Annotated in this window: 20 protein-coding genes and 1 tRNA gene; 14 read left to right on the top strand and 7 right to left on the bottom strand. The window is 67.0% G+C overall.

Annotation, left to right across the window (positions count from 1 at the left end; genetic code table 11):
- The first annotated feature begins 238 nt into the window (after positions 1-238).
- Complete coding sequence (locus tag C4N9_RS07645; RefSeq protein WP_109532723.1) at positions 239-577, top strand: P-II family nitrogen regulator; 339 nt, start codon at positions 239-241, stop codon at positions 575-577.
- Between the two features lie 28 nt (positions 578-605).
- Positions 606-1,958, top strand: a complete 1,353-nt coding sequence (locus C4N9_RS07640; RefSeq protein ID WP_210403993.1) for an ammonium transporter — start codon at positions 606-608, stop codon at positions 1,956-1,958.
- A 130-nt stretch (positions 1,959-2,088) separates the two neighbouring features.
- Here the strand turns inward: C4N9_RS07640 and C4N9_RS07635 are convergent, their stop codons facing one another.
- The gene (locus C4N9_RS07635; protein ID WP_109532722.1) at positions 2,089-3,123 is read right to left on the bottom strand and encodes a LacI family DNA-binding transcriptional regulator; all 1,035 of its coding nucleotides are present in this window, start codon (positions 3,121-3,123) and stop codon (positions 2,089-2,091) included.
- Positions 3,124-3,385: 262 nt separating this feature from the next.
- Between C4N9_RS07635 and C4N9_RS07630 the strand changes: the two genes are divergently transcribed.
- A tRNA-Arg gene (locus C4N9_RS07630) sits at positions 3,386-3,462 on the top strand.
- 37 nt (positions 3,463-3,499) lie between these two features.
- Here the strand turns inward: C4N9_RS07630 and C4N9_RS07625 are convergent.
- Positions 3,500-4,330: a hypothetical protein gene (locus tag C4N9_RS07625; RefSeq protein ID WP_109532721.1), complete on the bottom strand. Its 831-nt coding sequence runs from the start codon at positions 4,328-4,330 to the stop codon at positions 3,500-3,502.
- Positions 4,331-4,489: 159 nt separating this feature from the next.
- Complete coding sequence (locus C4N9_RS07620) at positions 4,490-5,635, bottom strand: calcium-binding protein (RefSeq protein WP_109532720.1); 1,146 nt, start codon at positions 5,633-5,635, stop codon at positions 4,490-4,492.
- 273 nt (positions 5,636-5,908) lie between these two features.
- Between C4N9_RS07620 and rpsO the strand changes: the two genes are divergently transcribed.
- From rpsO to C4N9_RS07600, 4 genes are all read left to right on the top strand, one after another.
- Positions 5,909-6,178 (top strand): 30S ribosomal protein S15, encoded by a 270-nt coding sequence (gene rpsO, locus C4N9_RS07615; protein WP_109532719.1) that lies wholly within the window; start codon positions 5,909-5,911, stop codon positions 6,176-6,178.
- Between the two features lie 132 nt (positions 6,179-6,310).
- Positions 6,311-6,970: a potassium channel family protein gene (locus C4N9_RS07610; RefSeq protein ID WP_109532718.1), complete on the top strand. Its 660-nt coding sequence runs from the start codon at positions 6,311-6,313 to the stop codon at positions 6,968-6,970.
- A gap of 41 nt (positions 6,971-7,011) precedes the next feature.
- Positions 7,012-8,361, top strand: coding sequence for a TrkH family potassium uptake protein (locus C4N9_RS07605; RefSeq protein ID WP_425440797.1), 1,350 nt, complete (start codon positions 7,012-7,014; stop codon positions 8,359-8,361).
- Positions 8,362-8,544: 183 nt separating this feature from the next.
- Positions 8,545-9,711, top strand: a complete 1,167-nt coding sequence (locus tag C4N9_RS07600) for a sensor histidine kinase (protein WP_168192157.1) — start codon at positions 8,545-8,547, stop codon at positions 9,709-9,711.
- Positions 9,712-9,741: 30 nt separating this feature from the next.
- Here C4N9_RS07600 and C4N9_RS07595 read toward each other — a convergent pair whose 3' ends face one another.
- On the bottom strand, positions 9,742-10,980 hold the full coding sequence (locus C4N9_RS07595) for an aminopeptidase P family protein (RefSeq protein WP_109532716.1): 1,239 nt from the start codon (positions 10,978-10,980) through the stop codon (positions 9,742-9,744).
- Between the two features lie 417 nt (positions 10,981-11,397).
- Between C4N9_RS07595 and pnp the strand changes: the two genes are divergently transcribed.
- Positions 11,398-13,533 carry a polyribonucleotide nucleotidyltransferase gene (gene pnp, locus C4N9_RS07590; protein WP_109532715.1) on the top strand — a complete coding sequence of 712 codons (2,136 nt, stop codon included), beginning with the start codon at positions 11,398-11,400 and terminating at the stop codon, positions 13,531-13,533.
- Positions 13,534-13,756: 223 nt separating this feature from the next.
- Here pnp and C4N9_RS07585 read toward each other — a convergent pair whose 3' ends face one another.
- Together C4N9_RS07585 and C4N9_RS07580 are read right to left on the bottom strand one after the other, a co-directional pair.
- Positions 13,757-14,863 carry an aspartate-semialdehyde dehydrogenase gene (locus C4N9_RS07585; RefSeq protein ID WP_210403992.1) on the bottom strand — a complete coding sequence of 369 codons (1,107 nt, stop codon included), beginning with the start codon at positions 14,861-14,863 and terminating at the stop codon, positions 13,757-13,759.
- Between the two features lie 317 nt (positions 14,864-15,180).
- Entirely contained in the window at positions 15,181-16,692 is a 1,512-nt protein-coding gene (locus tag C4N9_RS07580; protein WP_146195134.1) for a DUF2125 domain-containing protein, read from the bottom strand.
- A 157-nt stretch (positions 16,693-16,849) separates the two neighbouring features.
- Here C4N9_RS07580 and C4N9_RS07575 point away from each other — a divergent pair, with 157 nt between their 5' ends.
- Genes C4N9_RS07575 through C4N9_RS07560 form a run of 4 tightly spaced genes read left to right on the top strand, consistent with a single transcriptional unit; the run spans position 16,850 to position 19,152 of the window.
- Positions 16,850-17,617, top strand: coding sequence for an SDR family oxidoreductase (locus tag C4N9_RS07575; protein ID WP_109532712.1), 768 nt, complete (start codon positions 16,850-16,852; stop codon positions 17,615-17,617).
- Positions 17,614-18,240, top strand: coding sequence for an enoyl-CoA hydratase/isomerase family protein (locus tag C4N9_RS07570; RefSeq protein ID WP_109532711.1), 627 nt, complete (start codon positions 17,614-17,616; stop codon positions 18,238-18,240). The genes C4N9_RS07575 and C4N9_RS07570 overlap by 4 nt, the downstream gene beginning before the upstream one ends.
- A 32-nt stretch (positions 18,241-18,272) precedes the next feature.
- On the top strand, positions 18,273-18,629 hold the full coding sequence (locus tag C4N9_RS07565; RefSeq protein WP_109532710.1) for a hypothetical protein: 357 nt from the start codon (positions 18,273-18,275) through the stop codon (positions 18,627-18,629).
- Positions 18,630-18,669: 40 nt separating this feature from the next.
- The gene (locus C4N9_RS07560) at positions 18,670-19,152 is read left to right on the top strand and encodes a copper chaperone PCu(A)C (protein WP_109532709.1); all 483 of its coding nucleotides are present in this window, start codon (positions 18,670-18,672) and stop codon (positions 19,150-19,152) included.
- A gap of 70 nt (positions 19,153-19,222) precedes the next feature.
- Here C4N9_RS07560 and C4N9_RS07555 read toward each other — a convergent pair whose 3' ends face one another.
- Positions 19,223-19,822 carry a TetR/AcrR family transcriptional regulator gene (locus C4N9_RS07555; protein WP_109532708.1) on the bottom strand — a complete coding sequence of 200 codons (600 nt, stop codon included), beginning with the start codon at positions 19,820-19,822 and terminating at the stop codon, positions 19,223-19,225.
- A 90-nt stretch (positions 19,823-19,912) separates the two neighbouring features.
- Here C4N9_RS07555 and C4N9_RS07550 point away from each other — a divergent pair, with 90 nt between their 5' ends.
- The gene (locus tag C4N9_RS07550) at positions 19,913-20,287 is read left to right on the top strand and encodes a hypothetical protein (RefSeq protein WP_109532707.1); all 375 of its coding nucleotides are present in this window, start codon (positions 19,913-19,915) and stop codon (positions 20,285-20,287) included.
- A 90-nt stretch (positions 20,288-20,377) separates the two neighbouring features.
- Positions 20,378-21,397 (top strand): methylmalonyl Co-A mutase-associated GTPase MeaB, encoded by a 1,020-nt coding sequence (meaB, locus tag C4N9_RS07545; protein ID WP_109532706.1) that lies wholly within the window; start codon positions 20,378-20,380, stop codon positions 21,395-21,397.
- The last annotated feature ends 67 nt before the right edge of the window (positions 21,398-21,464 follow it).

The following is a 21,464-nucleotide window of genomic DNA, read 5'->3' as shown; positions in this document are numbered from 1 at the left end:
ACGGGTAACATACGCCCCGGCAAGCGGATTGTCAGCGTGCGGAAACACGGCGATTCGCCTTCGTGATGCGCCCATTATTTAATCACACGCGCCCATTTGTTCATTTTTTGAGCAATTTTGCCGGATTCCCGGCGTGTTCTTGCCCAGCGATGCGTTGCGCCAGGCTCACTTTCTGAGCGCTATGAGCGCAGGACGCGCCCCGAGCCGGGCGCACCGGGACCGCAATAAGGGGGCACACGTGAAGTACATCATTGCAGCGATCAAGCCGTTCAAGCTGGAGGAGGTGCGCGAGGCGCTCACCGCCATCGGCGTCCGCGGCCTGATGGTCACCGAGATCAAGGGCTTCGGAACGCAGTCGGGTCACACCGAGATCTATCGCGGCGCGGAATACGCCGTGAACTTCGTTCCGAAGGTGAAACTGGAAATCGCCGTTCCCGACAGCCTGGCCGACGAAGTGGTCGAGACCCTGTCGCGCACGGCCCGCACTGGCAAGATCGGCGACGGCAAGGTCTTCGTGCTGGATCTGCAGCAAGCGACACGCGTGCGCACCGGCGAAGCCGGCGACGACGCGCTTTAAGTGTTAGGGAACAAGGGAACGAACCGTGATGGACTTTAAGAAAATCCTTCCCCTGGCGGCGGTAGTGGCGACTGTGCCGCTTGCGCTCTACGCTCAGGACACGACCGTGGCGGAGGTTGCCGCCGAGGTCGACATGACGCCGCCGAACGAAGATATCGGCTATATCTTCACCACCTTCATGTTCCTCGTGGCCGGGTTCCTGGTCATGTGGATGGCGGCGGGCTTCTCGATGCTCGAAGCGGGCCTCGTGCGGTCGAAGAACGTCACGATGCAGTCGCTCAAGAACGTGTCGCTCTTCGCCTTCGCCGCGATCATGTACTACCTTGTCGGCTACAACCTGATGTATCCGGGCGATGCCTGGACCATCCAGGGGATGCTGGGCGCCTTCGCGCTGACCGGGCTGGAGCCGGTCGGGCTGGCTGACACCGCCACGGACCTGACCTATGCCTCGGTCGGTTCGGACTTCTTCTTCCAGCTGATGTTCTGCGCCACCACCGCCTCGATCGTCTCGGGCACGCTGGCCGAGCGCATCAAGCTGTGGCCGTTCCTGATCTTCACCATCGTGCTGACCGGCTTCATCTACCCGATCCAGGCGTCGTGGAAATGGGGCGGCGGCTTCCTTGACGCCGATTACGGCTTCCTCGACTTCGCCGGTTCGACCGTCGTGCACTCGGTCGGCGGCTGGGCGGCTCTGGCCGGTGCGCTGATCCTCGGTCCGCGTCTGGGCAAGTACAAGGACGGCAAGATCAACCCGATGCCCGGTTCGAACCTGACCCTCGCCACGCTGGGTACGTTCATCCTGTGGCTCGGCTGGTTCGGCTTCAACGGCGGTTCGCAACTCTACATGGACACCGCCGCCAATGTCGCCGACATCTCGCGCATCTTCTCGAACACCAACACGGCCGCTGCCGGCGGGGCCATCGCCGCGCTGATCCTGACGCAGATCCTGTACAAGAAGCCTGACCTCACCATGGTGCTGAACGGCGCTCTGGCCGGTCTGGTGTCGATCACCGCCGAACCGCTGACCCCGACCCTGGGCGCGGCCACGCTGATCGGTGCCTTCGGTGGCGTGCTGGTCGTGCTGACCGTTCCGCTGCTGGACAAGCTGAAGATCGACGACGTCGTCGGCGCCATCCCGGTGCACCTCGTCTGCGGTATCTGGGGCACGCTTGCCGTCGTGATCACCAACCCCGATGCCACGCTCTTCGGGCAGGTCTTCTCGATCGTCGTCGTCGGCGTGTTCGTCTTCGTGGTCTCGGCCGTCGTCTGGCTGATCCTGAAAGCGACCATGGGCCTGCGCGTCTCGGAAGAAGACGAGATCATGGGTCTCGACAAGGCCGAGCTGGGGATGGAAGCCTATCCCGAATTCTATCGCGGCTGATCCTCTCCACATCCGCGCAAACCGACCCCCGGGCCACGGCCCGGGGGTTTCCTTTTGCGCCGATTGCTCGCGTGGCACCACGCAAAACGCGCCCGGCAACGGGCGCGTTTGTGTCGGTCCGGGCGGAGGCTCAGCGGCGGATCGTGTCGCCCGCTTCCAGCCGCGGCGTCAGTTCGATCCGGTGACCGCCGATCACGCCGTCCTCGAATCCCTTGCCCGCGATGATCGAAGCCGCCTTTTCGCCGATCTCGTGCCGGCAGGCGTCGATCGTGGCCAGCTGCATCGGCAGCCCGTCCAGGAAATCGGTCCCGTTGAACCCCGCAAGACCCAGCTTGCCGGGAATGTCATAGCCCTTGTCCAGACAGTAAAGCAGCCCGCCCGCCCCGATCATGTCGTTGGAGTAATACAGGAAATCCAGATCGGGCGAGCGTGTCAGGATCGCCTCGGTCAGCTCGCGCCCCTTCTTCAGCGCCGATCCGCCCGAATAGAACTCTGTATCGGCGATCTCGATCCCGTGCTCGGCCAGCCCCTCGGTCAGACCCTCGAAGCGTTTCCGCGCCCGGTGGTCATCGGCCATCTTGGTGCCCAGAAATCCGATCTTGCGATAGCCGGCGGCGACGATCGCCTCGGCCATCTGCCGCCCGGCACTGCGATGCGAGATGCCCACGACGCTGTCGATCGGCTCGCCGTCGGAATCCATGATCTCGACGATCGGGATGCCCGCATTCTCCAGCATCGCGCGCGCGGCCTCGGTATGTTCGAGCCCGGCGATGATCACTCCCGAGGGCCGCCACGAGAGCATCTCGTAGAGCACCTCTTCCTCTTTCTCGGGCGAGTAATTCGTCACCCCGAAAACCGGCTGCAGGCCGCTATCCTCCAGTGCCTTCGACACGCCGCTCAGCACATCGGGAAACACCATGTTCGACAGCGACGGCACGATCACCGCGACCAGGTTCACCTGCTGCGAGGCCAGCCCCCCGGCGATCTTGTTGGGCACGTATCCCAGCGAGCGCGCGGCGGCGATGACCTTCTCGCGCGTCGCGGGCGAGACATCCTCGCGATTGCGCAAGACGCGGCTCACCGTCATCTCGGAGACGCCGCAGGCTTCGGACACGTCGCGCAGTGTCAGGGGACGGCGGTTATCGCCCGAGCGTGGAAGTGCCATGATTTCTGATCCCCTCTCGCGATACCGTCGCCGGCATCCCCCGTCGCCAACATGCATGGGAATGTTGTAGAACGCGCGGAACGACGGTGTCAAAGCCTTGAATGCGTGACTGATAGCGCCCACAAACCGCACGGCACCCCGCCCCACGACCTGCGACACCCTCTCAAGGGTTACAACGAGACGGCCCGCACCCCGACCGCCACCGCCATTTTCCCCCGGCCCCCTTGCCATACCCGCCACAAGCCGCAATAGAGAACGAGGCGGCCCCGTGGCTCAACTGGATAGAGCAGCCCCCTCCTAAGGGGCAGGTTGCAGGTTCGAATCCTGCCGGGGTCACCATTCATCGTGCTTTTGGATGGCCACTCGGACGGGCCGGTCAGGCCGTTGGGAGGCCCGTTTCCAGGATTTCCCGCAGACGCGCGGCCTGAGGGGGATCGAGGGCCTCGAGTTGTTCAAGATACGGCGCGGCTGCGGCGTTGTTGCCGGCGAGGGCCCGCGAGGCGCCGGCGTGGAACAGGTAGTTCGGAGAACGTTCGCAAACCGGATCGTAGAGCGCGCGCAGGTCTTCCATGCGGGCATCGCCTTGCAACAGGGCCGTCATCACCGGCTTGAGGATCCCGCATTCCTTCAGCGTTTGCAGCACCTTGTGTCCGGCATGGGGAAAGGGAAACGCGCGGATCGGTATGCGGTCTTGCAGATACCGCACATGCGCGGCGTCCAGCGGCAGGTCCGGATCGTAGACGATTTCCGGGACCACGGAGAGGCTGGCCACCACGTCATCGCGAACGAAAGGCCGGGCATTGAAGGCGTCCGACCAGATCGGGTGCAGCGGCACGGACGGCTCGGTGTAGACCGCTTGCGGCGCGACGGCGAGGATGCGCGTGCAGCCGATATCGCCCGCCAGCATCAGGGCACCGTATCCGCGCATGCTGCTGCCATAGGCCAGCCGCTCGGCGTAGCCGTCGCTGGCCGCGCGGAGGGCCGCACACATCGCGTCGAGATCCGGAACTTGCCAGCAATGGTTGCTGAGGGCGCTGACGAGGATGGTATCGAAACCCCGGAAGATCGAGGATGTCTTGCGCTCGGGCAGCGGATCGCCGAACTCGCTTTGCAGCGAGTCGAAGTGAATCACCACCCGATCGGTGCGCCGTTCGTCCTCGACGCGGATGCGGATATCAGAGCTTTCGTACCAGATGACGCGACCCACCGAAGCTTCCTTGCCTATAGGGCAGGTTCGGCGTGTTTTTTCGCGGCGTGTCAAGGGCTCCGGCCGATGAGGATCCTTTTGCGGCGGAGGGGCGCCCAGGAGACGCAGGCGGGTGAGCGAGCCCCGGCAGAGTGCGCTTCGGGTCGGGGAAGCGGCATGTCAGGTTTCCGGGGTCAGGACGATATCGTCCGCGCCCAGCGCCTCGATCCCGTGCAGAAGCGCGACGGGCTCACCGTTGACAAAGATGCGCAGCAGGCCGTTTTCGGCGTCGTACGCGGTGGTCACAGCGGGCTCATCGCCGGTGCCCGGCCAGCTGATCGAGATCTGGTCGCGCCCCGGCTCGAAATCGCTGATCACGGCGGGGTTTCCGCCTTCCAGCCAGCGATCCAGGGCAAAGGTATCGCGCCCCTCGCCGCCGCTGGCCCAGTCGTCGCCGCCCAGATGCAGCCAGTCGTCGCCGTCGCCGCCGTTCAGGTAATCCCGTTCGCCATGATCATGGCCGCCGTCGAGACTGTCGTTCCCGGCGCCCCCCATCAGAAGATCGCCCCCTTCGCCGCCATCGAGCGCATCATCGCCCAACCCGCCTTCGAGCGTGTCGGCGCCTTCGCCCCCGTTGAGTGTATCCGCGCCCTCGCCGCCATTGAGCGAATCCGCGCCCGAGCCGCCGTCAAGGATGTCGTCGCCCCCCTCGCCGCGCAGATCGTCCGCGCCGTCATCACCCGTCAGGATGTCGTCGCCGCCGCCGCCCAGCAGGGTGTCCGCACCGCTGCCGCCATCGAGGCTGTCCTCCCCGCCCTGCCCGTCCAGCCAGTCATCGCCCGCGCCGCCGAGGATCGTGTCCAGCCCCTCGCCACCGACGACGGTGTCCCCGTCATCGCCCAGTGGCAGATAGGCATCCGCAGGCGGGATCGGCGGGTCGTCGGAGCTGACGAACTCGCCTTCGCCGCCGGGGCCGGAATATGCGTCGGACGTGCCGGGCGTGGGCTGTCCGCCAGCCGAATCCGGGTCGGGCGCGGGATCGGAAACGAGATCGGGCGTGGCGCCGGCTTCCGCCGAATTGTCCACGTCGGGATCGTCAAGGCCCGGCTCGTCCAGGCCTGGATCGTCCAGCGCCGAGAGCAACAGATCGCCCTGCCCGTCCGCCACGCCGCCCGCCATGCCGCCGACATCGTCCTGCCCCGGCCCCGCATCGGCGTCGGAATCGGCGCCGTCTGCATCGCCGGTGTCAGCATCGACGGGCCGCACCATCATGTCGGTCACGCCCGCGGCGACCGCAACGCCCAGCAATCCCAGCAGCATCCACATCGCAAAACCCTCACGCCCGCACCGATACCGGGCGGGGTGCAGTCAAACCGCCAACCCTGAACAAAACGCGATTTCGGGCGCGAAATCACCGGAAACCTGAGAAGCTGGTTAACGCGCCAGCGCGCGGCCAGCCCGCCGAATCCGTTTGCGCTTTGGCCGGCGATCGCCTATACGCGCGCATCCTCGCCCCGCTTCCGGGGTCAGGAACCTCCATGGGCCTGCGCTGGACGACATCCCGGCCTGCGCCTTAACCCTTTGACACAGGAGACCCCGATGTCGATCACCGTCGAAGAAAAACAGCGTCTGATCAAGGAATTCGGCACCAAGGAAGGCGACACCGGTTCGCCCGAAGTGCAGGTTGCCATCCTGACCTCGCGCATCACCACCCTGACCGAGCACTTCAAGACCCACAAGAAGGACAACCACTCGCGTCGTGGCCTTCTGATGCTCGTGGCCCAGCGCCGCAAACTGCTGGACTACCTCAAGGCGAAAGATGTCGCTCGCTATCAGGACCTGATCGGCCGCCTCGGCATCCGCCGCTGAGCCCCCGACAGACCCCGTAGAACGCCCGCCCTCCGGCGGGCGTTTTCGTTTTCACGGCTCCCCCTGCGACACCCTTGACAGCCGGACTTCTGCGGCGCAGCGTGCGGCTCGTTTCCGCAGCGGAGAAGTGACATGGCCCGGGGAACCCGCAGTTTCGCCGTGATCGGACTGGGCGCTTTCGGAAGTACCGTCGCCACCGAGCTGGCGCGGTTCGGCAACCGGGTGATCGGGCTGGATCTCGATGACCGGCGTGTGAGCCAGATGACCGCTACCCTGTCCAGTGCCGTCATTCTGGATACCACCGACGAAGGCGCCCTGCGCGAGGCGGGGATCGACCGCTACGATGTGGCGCTGGTGGCGATCGGCGACGATCTGGAATCCAGCATCCTGACGGTGATGAACCTCAAGCTGATGGGCCTGAGCGAAATCTGGGTCAAGGCCGCGAACAAGGCGCATCACCGCATCCTGTCGAAGCTGGGCGTCGACCGCGTCATCCAGCCCGAACAGGAAATGGGTCGCCATATCGCGCAGATGCTCAACAACCCGGCGCTGCAGGATTACGTGAGCCTCGGCAACGGGTTCAGCGTGGTGAACATCGTCGTGCCCGAGCGTCTGGCCGGGCGCCACCTGACCGCGCTGGGGCTGGGCACGACTCATGACCTGCGGCTTCTGGGGGTGATGCGGGGCTCGGAGTTCCGCCACGCGGACGAGGACTCGGTGCTGGAAACCGATGACAAGCTGATCGTGCTAGGCAAACGGCCCGACCTGCGCAAATTCGGGGATTCGCTGTGAAAACCGCTCGACCGGGGGAAAGGGGCAGCCGTCCCGCCTCTCTGCGCGGGTCGCGGCTCTGGCGCCGGCTGACGCTCTGGCTGGGGCGGTTCCCGCCGCCGCTGATCCTGGCGCTGCTCTACGCGCTGCTGATCGCGGTGGGCGCGGCGCTGATCATGCTGCCCGTTTCGCGCAACGTACCGATTTCCTGGGGGGATGCGGTCTTTACCGCCACCTCGGCGGTGACCGTGACCGGGCTGGTCGTGTTCGACGTGGGCACGACGATGACATGGTTCGGGCAGGCGGTGATCATGGCGCTGATCCAGCTGGGCGGGCTGGGGCTGATGACCTTCGCGGTGCTGGTCCTGGCCGCGCTGGGCATGCCGCTGGGCATCACCGGACAGGTCTTCCTGCGCGAGGATCTCAACCACAACACGCTGCATCACCTGACCCGGCTGGTGGCGGTGATCCTGCGGGTGGTCGTGGTCTGCGAACTGGCAGGCGCGCTGTTCCTGTCACTGACCTTCGTGCCCCGTCTGGGGCTGGTCGAGGGTGCATGGGCCGCGCTGTTCCACTCGATCTCGGCCTTCAACAATGCCGGGTTCTCGACCTTCGGCGACGGGCTGGTGGGCTATGCGACCGATCCGGTGGTCAACCTTGTCATCCCCGCGCTCTTCATCATCGGCGGCATCGGCTATGTCGTGCTGCAAGACGTGATGGGCCCCCGCCCGGCCCGCGCCTGGACGCTGCATACCAAGGTGATGCTGCTGGGCACCGGCATCCTGATCCCGTGGTCGGTGGCCTGTTTCGCGGTGCTGGAATGGAACAATCCCGGCACGCTGGGCCAGTTCGACAGCGCCGGCGCGAAGCTGGTGGTGAGCTGGTTTCAGGGCGTCACCACGCGGACGGCGGGCTTCAACACCACCGATATCGGCGCGATCCATGACAGCACCGCGATGCTGTTCATCTCGCTGATGCTGGTGGGGGGCGGGCCGGCTTCGACCGCCGGCGGGATCAAGGTCACGACCTTCGTGGTCATGCTGCTGGCCACCATCGCCTTCTTTCGCCGCCAGACCCAGCTTCACGCCTTCGGCCGCTCGATCGGGCTGGAACAGGTGCTGAAGGTGATGGCGCTGACGGCGATCTCGGTGCTGGTGATCTTCACCGCCGTGTTCCTGATGACGGCCTCGCATGACGGGCATTTCCTCGACATCGCCTTCGAGGTCTCGTCAGCCTTCGGCACGGTCGGCCTGTCGCGGGGCTTTACCGGAGAGATCAACGATTTCGGTCGCGCAGTGATCATCCTGGTGATGTTCCTGGGCCGTGTCGGACCCCTGACGCTGGGCTTCTTCCTGGCGACCCGCAGCGTGCCGCGGCTGCGCTATCCCGAGGCGACGATCCACCTGGGCTGACCGCCCCGATCAGCGCCGGCCGACTTGACAGCCGCCTTGCGCAACTATGTTCTGTCCAGGTGCTCGACGGCGCCCCGGGACCGGATCCCGGCGGTTCCGGCGCGGCATGTCTTGCCGCGCAGCTCTCACGCGGGGCGCGCTGACCCTTTTCGCTGAATGCCCCGCCTGTTAGAAACGCCGCCGATGACCACGCCCGACCTTCCCGCCCCCTCGCTGCAGCGCTTTCCCGATACGGTGGGCCGCGATCACGCCTCCGCGCTGAACGACCCGGACCGCCTGTCCGCACTGGCCAGCACCGGCCTGATGGACAGCCTGCCCGAAGACGTGTTCGACCGCGCCTCGCGGCTGGCCAGCCGGCTTCTGGGCGTGCCCATTTCGCTTCTGTCGCTGGTCGATGCGCGGCGGCAATTCTTCAAATCCGCAACCGGACTCGATCAGAGCCTGACACAGACACCACTCAGCCACAGCTTCTGCCAATACGTGATTTCGCAAGACAGCGCGCTTGCGGTCGACGATGCGCGCGAGCATCCGCTTCTGCACAGCAACGGCGCGGTGGGGGACCTGAACGTCATCGCCTATCTGGGCGTGCCGGTCCATGCGCCCGACGGCTCGGTGCTGGGCTCGTTCTGCGCGATCGACACGCGGCCGCATCACTGGACCGACCAGCAACTCACCGACCTGCGCGACCTAGCCGCCATCGTCGAGACGGAAATCGCCCTGCGTCACTCGCTCGATGAACGCCAGCTTCTGATCGACGAGCTGAACCACCGGGTGAAGAACCTGTTCTCGGTCGTCACCGGCATCGTCCGCATGAGCCAGTCGCAGGGCGAATCCCCCACCGACCTGCATCAACGGCTTCTGTCGCTGTCGCGCGCGCATGACCTGATCGCGCCCGCGATCCATGCCGACCGGCCCGCCGAACAGGGCACCGAGCTGGCCACGCTGCTTCACACGCTGCTGATGCCCCATGCAAGCGGGCCCGAGCGCATCTCGCTGGCCGGTCCCGAACAGGCGCTGGGGCCGAAGGCGTCCACCGCGCTGACGCTGGCGCTGCACGAACTGACCACGAATGCCGCGAAATACGGCGCGCTGTCCTACCGCGCGCCGCAGGGGCTGCTTCAGGTCTCGTGGCATGCCGACGGCGATGACCTGATCGTCGACTGGATCGAGCGGAATCTCCCGGACCTCAGCGCCGACGCCGACACTTCCGTCCCGCGCGCGCACGGCTTCGGCTCGAAACTGCTGGCGATGACCGTCAGCGCGCAGCTGGCGGGCCGGATCGAGACGACGCGCGACGCGACATCGCTCAGGCATCGCCTGACCCTGCCGCTCGATACGCTCGCACGCTGACGCCGCGCGGTTCCGCCTGCGGTGACCGGCTCAGGCGATCACGTTCGCCTCGGGGCCGTAGGGGAAGCCGGTGATGTTCTCGGCCCCGCTTTCGCCGACCACCAGGATGTCATGCTCGCGGTAGCCGCCGGCACCGGGCGTCCCCTCGGGCAGCCACAGCATCGGCTCCATTGACACGACCATGCCGGGCGCCAGCACCGTGTCGACATCCTCGCGCAGCTCCAGCCCGGCCTCGCGACCATAGTAATGGCTCAGGATGCCGAAGGAATGCCCGTATCCGAACGAGCGGTAGTGCAAGAGCCCCTCTTCCGCGAAGAAACGGTTCAACTCGTCGCAAATCGCCGCGCAGGAGATCCCGGGCCGGATCAGCGACAGGCCCAGTTCATGCGCCGCGACATTGGCGCGCCAGATCCGCAGGGTCTCGGGCTCGGGTTCGCCCAGATGCAGGGTCCGCTCCAGCGCGGTGTAATAGCCCGAGATCATCGGAAAGGCATTCAGGCTCAGCAGATCCCCGCACCGCAACGCCCGGGTCGTTACCGGGTTATGCGCGCCGTCGGTATTCAGACCCGACTGGAACCACACCCAGCTGTCGCGGAGTTCGCTGTCGGGATGCGCGCGGGCGATCTCGCGCTCCATCGCGTCGCGCCCGGCCATGGCGACATCGATCTCGCGCACGCCCTCGGCAATCGCGTCGCGGATCGCGGCGCCCCCCAGATCGGCGATGCGCGCCCCCTCGCGGATCAGGGTGATCTCCTCGCGCGATTTCACCATCCGCGCGGCCATCGTCGCCGGAGCGATATCGACCAGCTCGGGCGCGTCCAGCATCGCGTCGAGTGTCGCGCGCAGGCTCAGCGTCAGGTGATCGCCCTCGATCCCCAGCCGCCCCGCGCCCGGGGTCAGCACCGCCACCGCGCGCCAGAAATTGTCGCGTTGCCAGTCGGTATAGATCAGGTTGTCGCAATGACTGCGCCGCCACGGCTGACCGCCGTCGATATTGGCACTGATGAGCGTGCAGTCTTCCTGCGTCACGACCAGTCCGTAGGGCCGCCCGAAGCTGCAATACAGAAAGCCCGAGTAATAGGCGATGTTGTGCATCGAGGTCAGCAGTACGGCGGGCAGGTCCATCCGCCCCATGATCGCCCGCAGCGCCGACAGGCGGCGGGCATATTCGATATCGCTGAAGGGCAAGGGCGCCTTGTCGCCGTTGTGGCAGGCAAAGATCTGCGGGCGCGGGGTCGCGGTTGGGGCCGTTGAAAGATGCGGCGTCATCGGGTCATCCTCGTCAAAGGACCGGACGCGATGAGAAGCGCCCGGCATCTCATCCGGGCGTACAGGACAATCCCTCATCTCGAAGGATGAGCGCGGGCCCGGTCGAGGGGGTGACGCCATCACCCCGGGGCCTGCGTGACCATGGTTAAACCGGCGCCGCCCGGCAATCAACGGATTCCCGGCCCGCGCGCTGCGGCGACCGTGCCGCGCCTGCCCTGAACCGAAGCCCGCCGGAACCCGGGCGGTCGCGACACGTCACGGCTTTCCATGAGCCCGGTTTTCCTGTATGGCCCGCATCCATCTGTGACGTGACGCATCGACCCCGGCGTGATGCAGAGAGATAGGGGTCGGCGGCAATGGGGCCGCCATAGGAACGGGAGCCCCGCAGGGGCGGGTGAGCTCCCTTGAGGAAACTGAATGTTCAATATCACCAAGAAATCGATCCAGTGGGGCCAGGAAACGCTCACGCTGGAAACGGGGCGCGTTGCCCGTCAGGCCGACGGCTCGGTCATCGCCACGCTGGGCGAGACCTCGGTCATGGCCAACGTGACCTTTGCCAAGGCGCCCAAGCCGGGTCAGGATTTCTTCCCGCTGACCGTCCATTACCAGGAACGCACCTATGCCGCGGGCAAGATCCCCGGTGGCTTCTTCAAGCGTGAAGGCCGTCCCTCGGAAAAAGAGACGCTGACCTCGCGCCTGATCGACCGCCCGATCCGCCCGCTTTTCGTCGACGGCTTCAAGAACGAAGTGCTGGTCGTCACCACCGTGCTGTCGCATGACCTGGTGAACGAGCCCGACATCGTCGCGATGATCGCCGCCTCGGCCGCGCTGACCATTTCGGGCGTGCCGTTCATGGGCCCGATCGCCGCCGCGCGCGTCGGCTTCGTCGATGGCGAATACGTGCTGAACCCCGAATGCGACGACATGGTCAAGCTGCGCGAGAATCCCGAGCAGCGCCTGGACCTGGTCGTGGCCGGCACCGCCGACGCGGTGATGATGGTCGAATCCGAAGCCTACGAGCTGTCGGAAGCCGAGATGCTGGGCGCGGTGAAATTCGCGCATGAAAGCTACCAGCCGGTGATCGGCCTGATCATCGACTTCGCCGAGGAATGCGCGAAAGAGCCCTTCGACTTCGAAGCGCCCGACTATTCGGCGATCCTGGCCCGCATCAAGGAACTGGGCGAAACGCAGATGCGCGCCGCCTTCGGCATCAAGGACAAGCAACAGCGCGTCAACGCGATCTCGGAAGCCCGTGCCGCCATCAAGGCGCAGCTGACCGAGGAAGAACTGGCCGACAGCCAGCTCGACACCGCGATGAAGAAGCTGGAAGCCTCGATCCTGCGCGGTGACGTGATCAACGGCGCCCCGCGTATCGACGGCCGCTCGACGACCGATATCCGCCCGATCGTGTCGGAAACCTCGGTCCTGCCGCGCGCGCACGGGTCGGCGCTGTTCACCCGGGGCGAAACCCAGTCGCTCTGCGTGGCGACGCTGGGCACCGGCGATGACGAGCAGTTCGTGGATGCCCTGACCGGCACCTACAAGTCGAACTTCCTGCTGCACTACAACTTCCCGCCGTATTCGGTCGGCGAAGTGGGCCGCATGGGGTCGCCGGGCCGCCGCGAGATCGGCCACGGGAAACTCGCCTGGCGCGCGCTGCAGGCCGTCCTGCCCGCCGCCACCGATTTCCCCTACACGATCCGCATGGTGTCCGAGATCACCGAATCGAACGGTTCGTCCTCGATGGCCACCGTCTGCGGCGGTTCGCTGTCGATGATGGATGCGGGCGTGCCGCTGAAAGCGCCGGTCGCCGGCGTGGCGATGGGCCTGATCCTGGAAGACGACGGCCGCTTCGCGGTGCTGACCGACATCCTCGGCGACGAGGATCACCTCGGCGACATGGACTTCAAGGTCGCGGGCACGGAAACGGGCATCACCTCGCTGCAGATGGACATCAAGGTCTCGGGCATCACCTTCGAGATCATGGAGCAAGCCCTGGCGCAGGCCAAGGACGGCCGGATGCACATCCTGGGGGAGATGGGCAAGTCCCTGTCGGCCCCCTCGGGCTTCAGCCAGTACGCGCCGAAGATCGAGACCATGACCATCCCCACCGACAAGATCCGCGAAGTGATCGGCTCGGGCGGCAAGGTCATCCGCGAGATCGTCGAAACCTCGGGCGCCAAGGTCGATATCAACGATGACGGCGTGATCAAGATCGCCTCGTCGGATGCCGAGGCGATCAAGAAGGCCCACGACATGATCTATTCGATCGTGGCCGAGCCGGAAGCGGGCAAGATCTACACCGGTACCGTGGTGAAGATCGTCGATTTCGGCGCCTTCGTGAACTTCTTCGGCAAGCGCGACGGTCTCGTCCACGTGTCGCAGATCGCCAACAAGCGCCTGAACCATCCGTCGGACCTGCTGAAGGAAGGCCAGGAAGTGAAAGTGAAGCTTCTGGGCTTCGACGATCGCGGCAAGGTGCGTCTGGCGATGAAGATGGTCGATCAGGAAACCGGCGAGGAAATCACCGAGAGCAAGGACGATTCCGAATAATCGGTCGTTCCGCTCAGGGAAAGGAAGGGCCCCGGCAGCGATGCCGGGGCCCTTTTCCGTGGCCGGGGCGGTGCGTGCAAGCACGCACCCTACAACGCCGCACGGGATGGCGGGCCTCGCTTGCTGGACCCGTCCCCTCCCGGCAGCCTGACGCGGAACAAGGCGGCCTCTCGCCCACGCTGTAGGGTGCGTGCTTGCACGCACCGATCCCCGCATCGCGCGCTCAGCGCGGCAGCAGCGTCTCGGCGATCTGAACCGCGTTCAGCGCGGCGCCTTTCAGCAGCTGGTCGCCCACGATGAACAGGGCGAGTGACCGCCCCGACGGATCGCCCAGATCCTCGCGCAGCCGTCCGACCAGAACGGCCTCCTGCCCGGTGGCCTCGACCGGCATCGGGAAGTGGTTGCCGACGCGGTCGTCGACCAGCCGCAGTCCCGGTGCCACGCCGATAAGCTGGCGCGCTTCTTCGAGTGAGATGGGACGATCGAATTCGACATTTACCGCCATGCCATGCGCGCGCAGCACCGGCACGCGAATACAGGTGATCCCCACCGGCAGATCCGGGCGGCCCATGATGCGCCGGGTTTCGGCCACGACCTTGTCCTCTTCGCCATTATACCCCGTGTCGGGATCGACATCCGCGTTATGGCTGAAGAAGTTGAACGCATAGGGATGCGGCAGCACTTTGGGCGTGAAAGGCTGGCCGTCCAGATAAGCCCCCGTCGCCGCCCGCAATTCCTCCATCGCCGCCGCCCCGGCGCCCGAGGCCGCCTGATAGGTCGCGACGTTCAGCCGCCGGATCCGCGCCGCCTGCGCCAGCGGCGCCAGCGCGACGGTCAGGATCGCCGCCACGCAATTGGGATTGGCGATGATGCCCTCATGCGCCGCCATCGCGGGCGCGTTCACCTCGGGGACGATCAGCGGCACGCCGGGATCCATCCGGAAGGCCGAGGAATTGTCCACCACCACCGCACCCGCCTTTACCGCCAGGGGGACGAAGCGGCGCGAGATCGTCGCCCCGGCCGAGAAGAACGCGACGTCGACGCCCTCGAAACTGTCTTCGGTCAGTTCCTCCACGACGATCTCGCGGCCCCGGAAGGGCAGCCGCAGTCCCGCCGAGCGGGCCGAGGCCAGCAGCTTCAACCGCGCCACCGGAAAATCGCGCGCGGTCAGGCTCTCGATCAGCTCGATCCCCACCGCGCCGGTCGCGCCGACGATGGCGACGACGGGATGCGCGGGCAGGCGGCGGTTGATCGGGGGCCGCGCAGCGGATGGCGCGGGCGCGTCCTGAACGGGCGGCAACGAAGCGGGGGGATCGAGAAGGTCGGTCATCATCGTCTTCCTGTATCGAAGGACGAGACCGCTTTTTTCCCTGCGCGCCCCGTCCGGTTTCCGGCGGGGCTTTCGGGGATGTCAGTTCGATCTGTCGACCGCGCACACCCGATGCACCCCCGCCGAAGCGGTGGTCTTCATGGTGCGCTTGAGGGTCGATTGCGTGAACATGACGGCGCAGGTAGCACCGCCGCGTTTTCCGATCAAGGGGCATGTTGCGCGCGCCAGGCGCGGCATCGGGCGTGTTGCAAGGCCGATACGCAAACGGCGCGCGAGCGATGGCCCGCGCGCCGCAAGATGGTGTCCGATCGCCGCGATCAGAACGGCAGCGGCGCCCCGTTCACCGTGATCTGCCCGCCCGGGCGGATCGCCACGTCCGAGCGCAGGTGATCCTCGCCCACCGAACGCGAGAAGCCGTTCATCATCATGCGCACGACGAAAAGCTGATCCTGCGGGATGATTCCCATCGATTGCAGCCGCGTCAGCAGCCGCTCGCCGCCCACGAGGTCGAAGGTGAAATCGCCGTTCGCCTCGGGCATCGGCCGTCCGATCTGTGCCATCAGCCCTCCTACCAGGTCGACCGCGCCCGAGCCGGTCAGCTCGCTGTCGCCGACGGCAAGGCGCAGATCGTCAAGGCTGAAACTGCTGATATCCAGCGGCGGCGTGTCGGATTCGGCCCATTCTGGACCCAGTTCCTGCGTCAGGCGCCCCATCGCGCCCAGGTCCAGCACGACCGAAAGGCTGTCGCCCGCGAAGGTGCCGGCCCCCATCATCGTCAGCAGTTCCGGCGAAATCGAGACGTCGTTCAGCGCGACCCTGTAGCGGAATTGCTGATCGTCCTCGGTCACGACCAGCGGGAAGCCGAAGGCCGCATCGGCGCTGCCGAAGGTGGCCGCGCCCTGCATCGGGCCATAGCTGCCCGAGACCGCGACGGTGCCGGCGGTGCCGGTCAGATCGACCCGCCCGTCGAGCGCCGCGAGCCGCATCGAGCTGGCCGCGCCTTCGGACGTCATCGTCAACGGGGCCTCGCCCATCATCTGCCGCGAGGTCTGCTCGGATCCGCCGGTCGAGAATTCGAGCACCGCCGAGAATCCCGCATCGAAGGCGCGCGCCAGCATTCCCGGCTCGTCCGAGAGCATGTCCATCTCGGTCCCCGTGAAGGTGATGCGCGGCGCCTCCATCGTGCCCGCCTGCGCGACCGTGTTGCCCGCGGTGCCGGCGGGGTCGCGGTATTCCACGTCATAAGTCAGGCTGTCGGCACCGATCACCACATCGACCGCCCCTTCGGCACTGGCGCGAAGCGCCGCGTCGAAATCCGCGAATTCCATCGAGAACCGGCCCGGCAGCGGCGCGCCCTTGGCGCTCTGGCTGGGCAGCATCCGCGCCGCGAGGCTGGCGAAATCCAGGTCCAGAACGGCGTTCTCGTCGTCCACCATGCCGACGATCTCGCCCGAATGGGTGACTTCGAAGTCGCGCGTGACGCCGCCGCCCGTCATCACCGAGACCGACACGACCGGCGAGGGCACCAGCGCGATCTGCTCGCCGCGCGGCTCGATGTGCATCTCGTCCATGCTGACGACGACCTCGTTGGGATCGTTGGTCGGAAAGATCCGCACGCCCGACAGCGTGACCACGCCGCCCGCCTCGTTCACGCCCGTGGTGCTGATCGACAGGCCCGACTCGCCCGCCAGCGATTGCAGACCGTCCCAGGCCTCGCTCGCGCTCATCGACTGCGCCGTGGCCGGCCCGCACAGCGCGAAGCCCGCGATCAGCGCCGGGGCCATCGCCCGGCGCGTGACGGCCCGCATCGGTTTTGAAACGGTTTGCATGGCTGAAAACTCCTTTTGGCCTTGCGGCGAATTGCCGGGATTCTGGCGTCCGGTCCGGGATGGTCAAGCGAAAAGCCTCGACCCGGGGATGGTCAGGCGTAAAACAGCGCGTTACCTAGGTTGCAAGGATCGAAGCCCCCGTTCACGGAGACGCGACATGACCGATCAATCCGACCGCGATGCCCTTCTGCGCGACAAGGTCGTGCTGATCACCGGCGCCAGCCGGGGCATCGGCGCGGCCACCGCGCGCCGCTTCGCCCGGGCCGGCGCGGTGCTTGCACTGGCTGGCCGGCCCTCGGCCGGGCTGAAAGCGGTGGCGGCGGAGACCGGCGCACTGCAGCTGACCTGCGATGTCGCCGACCCGTTCCAGGTCAAGGACGCGGTCGAGCAGGTGGTGCGCGACCGTGGCCGGCTGGACGTGCTGATCAACAATGCCGGTACGATCGACCCGATCGCGCTGATGGCGGGCGCGGATCCCGCCGTCTGGGGCCAGCAGATCGACATCAACCTGAAGGGCGTGTTCCACGGCATGTGGGCCGCGCTGCCCGTGATGCAGGCGCAGGGCGCGGGCACGATCCTGACCGTGGGATCGGGCGCGGCCTACAACCCGCTCGAAGGTTGGAGCGGTTATTGCGCCTCGAAAGCGGGAGCGATCATGCTGACCCGCTCGGCCCATCTGGAAGCGGGCGACCGGGTGCGCGTGCTCTCGCTGTCTCCGGGGACCGTCGCCACCGACATGCAGCGCGCGATCCGCGATTCGGGCGTCAACGCGGTCAGCCAGATCGACTGGGAGACGCATATCCCGCCCGAATGGCCGGCCGAGGCCTTGGCCTGGATGTGCACGCCCGACGCCGACGATTTCCTGGGCGCCGAGGTCTCGTTGCGCGACGAGGGCGTGCGCAACCGTATCGGGCTGTCGCGATGATCCGGCGCGCGGATGAGGGCGCGCTGACAATCCTGTCGCTCGACCGGCCCGACAACGCCAATTCGCTGACCCGCGCGATGATGCTCGACCTGATCGGCCATCTGAGAGATGCCGGAGCGACGCAGAAGGCTGTCATCCTGACCGGCACGGGCAAGGTCTTTTCCGCCGGCGCCGATCTGGACGAGGCGCGCGCGGGCCTTGCCACCGATCCGGTCTGGGAAGAGCTGTCGGGCACCGTTGCCGCCCTGCCCTGCCTGACGATTGCCGCGCTGAACGGCACGCTGGCGGGCGGCGCGTTCGGCATGGCGCTGGCCTGCGACATCCGGCTTGCGGTGCCCACGGCCAAGTTCTTCTACCCGGTGATGAAGCTGGGCTTTCTGCCGCAGCCCTCGGATCCCGCGCGCATGGCCGCGCTGATCGGTCCGGGGCGCACACGGATGATCCTGATGGGCGGCGCCCGCGTCGAAGCGTCCGAGGCGCTGGCCTGGGGGCTTGTCGACCGGCTGGAAGCGCCCGAGGCCCTGCTCGACGCCGCCCGTGCGCTGGCCGCCGATGCCTGCGCCGCGCCCGACGGCCATGCGGGCCGCATCAAGGCGCTGATCCCGCGCGTTTGGTCGCACTAGCCGACCCGCTCGCCGCCGCTTATACATCCTCCATGCGCGCCCTGATCCGCAGCCTGTTTCTGATCGGCCTTGTGCTGGGCTTCGTCACCGGATCGGTGGCGATGGCCTCGGCGCATTACCAGATGCGCGGCGCGGGTCAGATCGTCGTCTGCACGGGTTTCGGCGCCACGACGATCACGCTGGACGCCGACGGCAACCCGGTCGACGACAAGCGCATCCTGTGCCCCGAATGCACGCCCGCGCTGGCCGCGTTGACCGAAACCGCGACGCCGCTGCCGGTGCTGACGGGCACGCTGACGCCCGTGACCTATGCGCGCCGCGACATCCCCATGCCCGCGCCCGAAGCGCCGGTTCACCGCCATTCGCGCGCGCCCCCTGTCCCGGTCTGACCCCTTCGTTTCAGACCCCTTTCAAGACAGGACAAAACCGATGATCCGTATCCTTCCGCTTGCCGCCGCCGCGGCCCTTTTCGCCATGCCCGCCCTCGCCTGCGAGGGGTTTGGCCCGCATGACGCCTATGCCCGCTTCTCGACCTCGATGTCGCAATCGGGCGCGGCCTTCATGGTGCTGCACAACCACGGCACCGAGGATTGCCATATCGCCGGCGCCCGCAGCGACGTCGCCGAGCGCACCGAGCTTCACACCCACGAAATCGGCGACAACGGCGTCGCCCGCATGATCCATGTCGAAGAGGGCTTCCCGCTTCCCGCCGATGGCGAACTGGTGCTGGAACGGGGCGGCAAGCATGTCATGCTCATGGGCCTGACGCGGGCGCTGGAACAGGGCGACACGTTCGACCTGACGCTGATCTTCGCCGATGGCAGCGAAAGCACCTTCCCGGTCACCGTCGATAACGAGCGGATGCCGGGCCAGATGCCCGAAGGCGCCACGATGAGCGGCCACGACCACTGAACGACCGGGCGGGGGCCCTGCGCCCCCGCCTTTTCCGGCGTCCCTGGTCCGAAGCGCCGTTCCCGGCCTGTCACGGCGCGTAGAGCCGCTTCAACAGCGCCAGCGCCCGCTTTCCCCGCGCGGCGCAGGCCGCCGCGTCGGGCGCTTCCATCCGCCCGATGACCCGGCGGATCTGCACGTCGCCGATCAGCAGCCCCAGATAAACCTCCCGCACGTCGTCGACCTCGTCGAACGCCAGCGCCCCCTGCGCCCGCGCCTGCTCCAGCAATTGCCCGATCAGCGGGGCGATCGTCTCGCGCCCTTCGCGGCCGATGGCCTGACCCAGCTCGCCGGTCGGATCCGCCGCAGCAGCCCGGTTCAAGGCCACCGCGCGCTCGCCCGTCAGCACCGCCAGCAGGGCAGGCCCCAGCCGTTCCAGCGCCGCAAGAGCGTCGCCGCCCCCCGCGATCTGCGCCGCGAGCATCTCGCGCAGTTCGGCCGCGTTGCGCCGCACCAGCGCATGGAACAGGCCCGTCTTGTCGCCGTACCAGTTGTAAAGCGTCTCGTTCGACGCCTTCGCCCGCCGCGCAATGGCCAGCATCGACGCGCCGGAATAGCCCTTTTCCTCCAGCACGGCATAGGCCGCACTCTCGATCTGCGCCTGTCGTGCCTCGCGTGTCTCGTCGCGCATGAACCCCTCCGGAAAATCCGTTGACAGAAACCGTAACGGCAATTACGGATAATGGCAACCGTACACCAAATTACGCCAAAGGAGGTTTCCATGTCCCAGACCCATCGCCAGAGCTATGCGGCCCTCGCCGCGCTCGTGATCCTGCAGGGGATCATGCTGGGCTCGCTCTATGCGGGCGTTGCCCCGCATCCGCCCGCCACGATCCCGCTCTTCGGGATGGGGCCGTTCCTGGGCGCGGCCATCGCCGCCGCCATCGCCGCGATGATCCTTGGCCCACTGGACAGCCGCGCCGGGCGCCTGCTGGCCGGACTGGCCGCCCTTGCCGCGCTCGCCTCGTTCGGGCCGCAGAAATACCTCGACGCGCAATTCCCGCTGATCTGGCCCGCCGTGATCTCGGCCCAGATCGCCGCGATCGCGGTTTTCGGGGCGCTCGTCACCAGCCGCCAGCGCCGCGCCACGGCCTGAGGCCCACACGACAACACGGACGGCACGGGGGGCTCAGCCCCCCCTGCCTGCGCTCTGGACAGAGCCCGCGCCAGCGGGCAAGGAAGGGGTATGAGCGACAGCCCCTCTTCCGATCTCGCCGCGCGCATCCTCGACACCGACCGCCGCGCGCTTGCCCGTGCGATCACGCTGGTCGAATCGACCCGCCCCGATCACCGCGAGCAGGCCACCGCGCTGCTGACCGAACTGGCCGGCCATGGCCGCCAGGCGCTGCGAATCGGGCTTTCGGGCACGCCGGGCGTCGGCAAATCCACCTTCATCGAAAGCTTCGGCACGCTCTTGGCCGACAAGGGGCTGAAGATCGCCGTCCTTGCCGTGGACCCGTCGAGCGCCCGTACCGGCGGCTCGATCCTGGGCGACAAGACGCGGATGGAGCGCCTGTCGCGCAACCCCAACGCCTTCATCCGCCCCTCGCCCAGCCAGTCGCATCTGGGCGGCGTCGCCCGCCGCACGCGCGAGGCCGTGGCCCTGTGCGAGGCGGCGGGTTTCGACGTGGTGCTGATCGAGACCGTGGGCGTGGGCCAGTCGGAAACCGTGGTCGCCGAACTCAGCGACGTCTTCGCGCTGCTGCTCGCCCCGGCAGGCGGAGACGAATTGCAGGGCGTCAAACGCGGCATCATGGAAGCCGCCGACCTGATCGTGGTGAACAAGGCCGATGGCGACCTCAAGGCCACCGCCACCCGCACCTGCGCCGATTACGCGGGCGCGCTGCGGCTGCTCCGCAAACGCCCGCAGGACGCGCCGGGCTTTCCCAAGGCGATGACCGCCTCGGCTCTGAACGAGGAAGGGCTTGCGAATGTCTGGCAGCAGATCACCGATCTGGCCGACTGGCGCAAGGCCAACGGCTTCTGGCAATCGCGCCGCGACGAACAGGCGCGCCACTGGTTCCGCGAAGAGGTGAAACAGGCGCTTCTGGCCGGTCTCGACCGCCCGGCGGCGCGCGCGAAGATGGCCGAACTGGCCGAAAAGGTGGCCAGGGGCGAGACCGCGGCCGCGGCCGCCGCCCGTGCGATGATCGCCGCCCTGCCCGATTTGCGCGAATCCCTTGACGACGGTGTCAATTCCGCCTAAGACGCCCCACGAGTTTCCGGGCCCTGCGTTGCAGCGGCCTCTGCTGTTGACGGCGCCCCCGCTTTCG

The sequence above is a fragment of the Pararhodobacter marinus genome, assembly GCF_003122215.1.
GTDB lineage: Bacteria > Pseudomonadota > Alphaproteobacteria > Rhodobacterales > Rhodobacteraceae > Pararhodobacter > Pararhodobacter marinus.
This window is presented reverse-complemented; position numbering and strand designations above follow the sequence as displayed.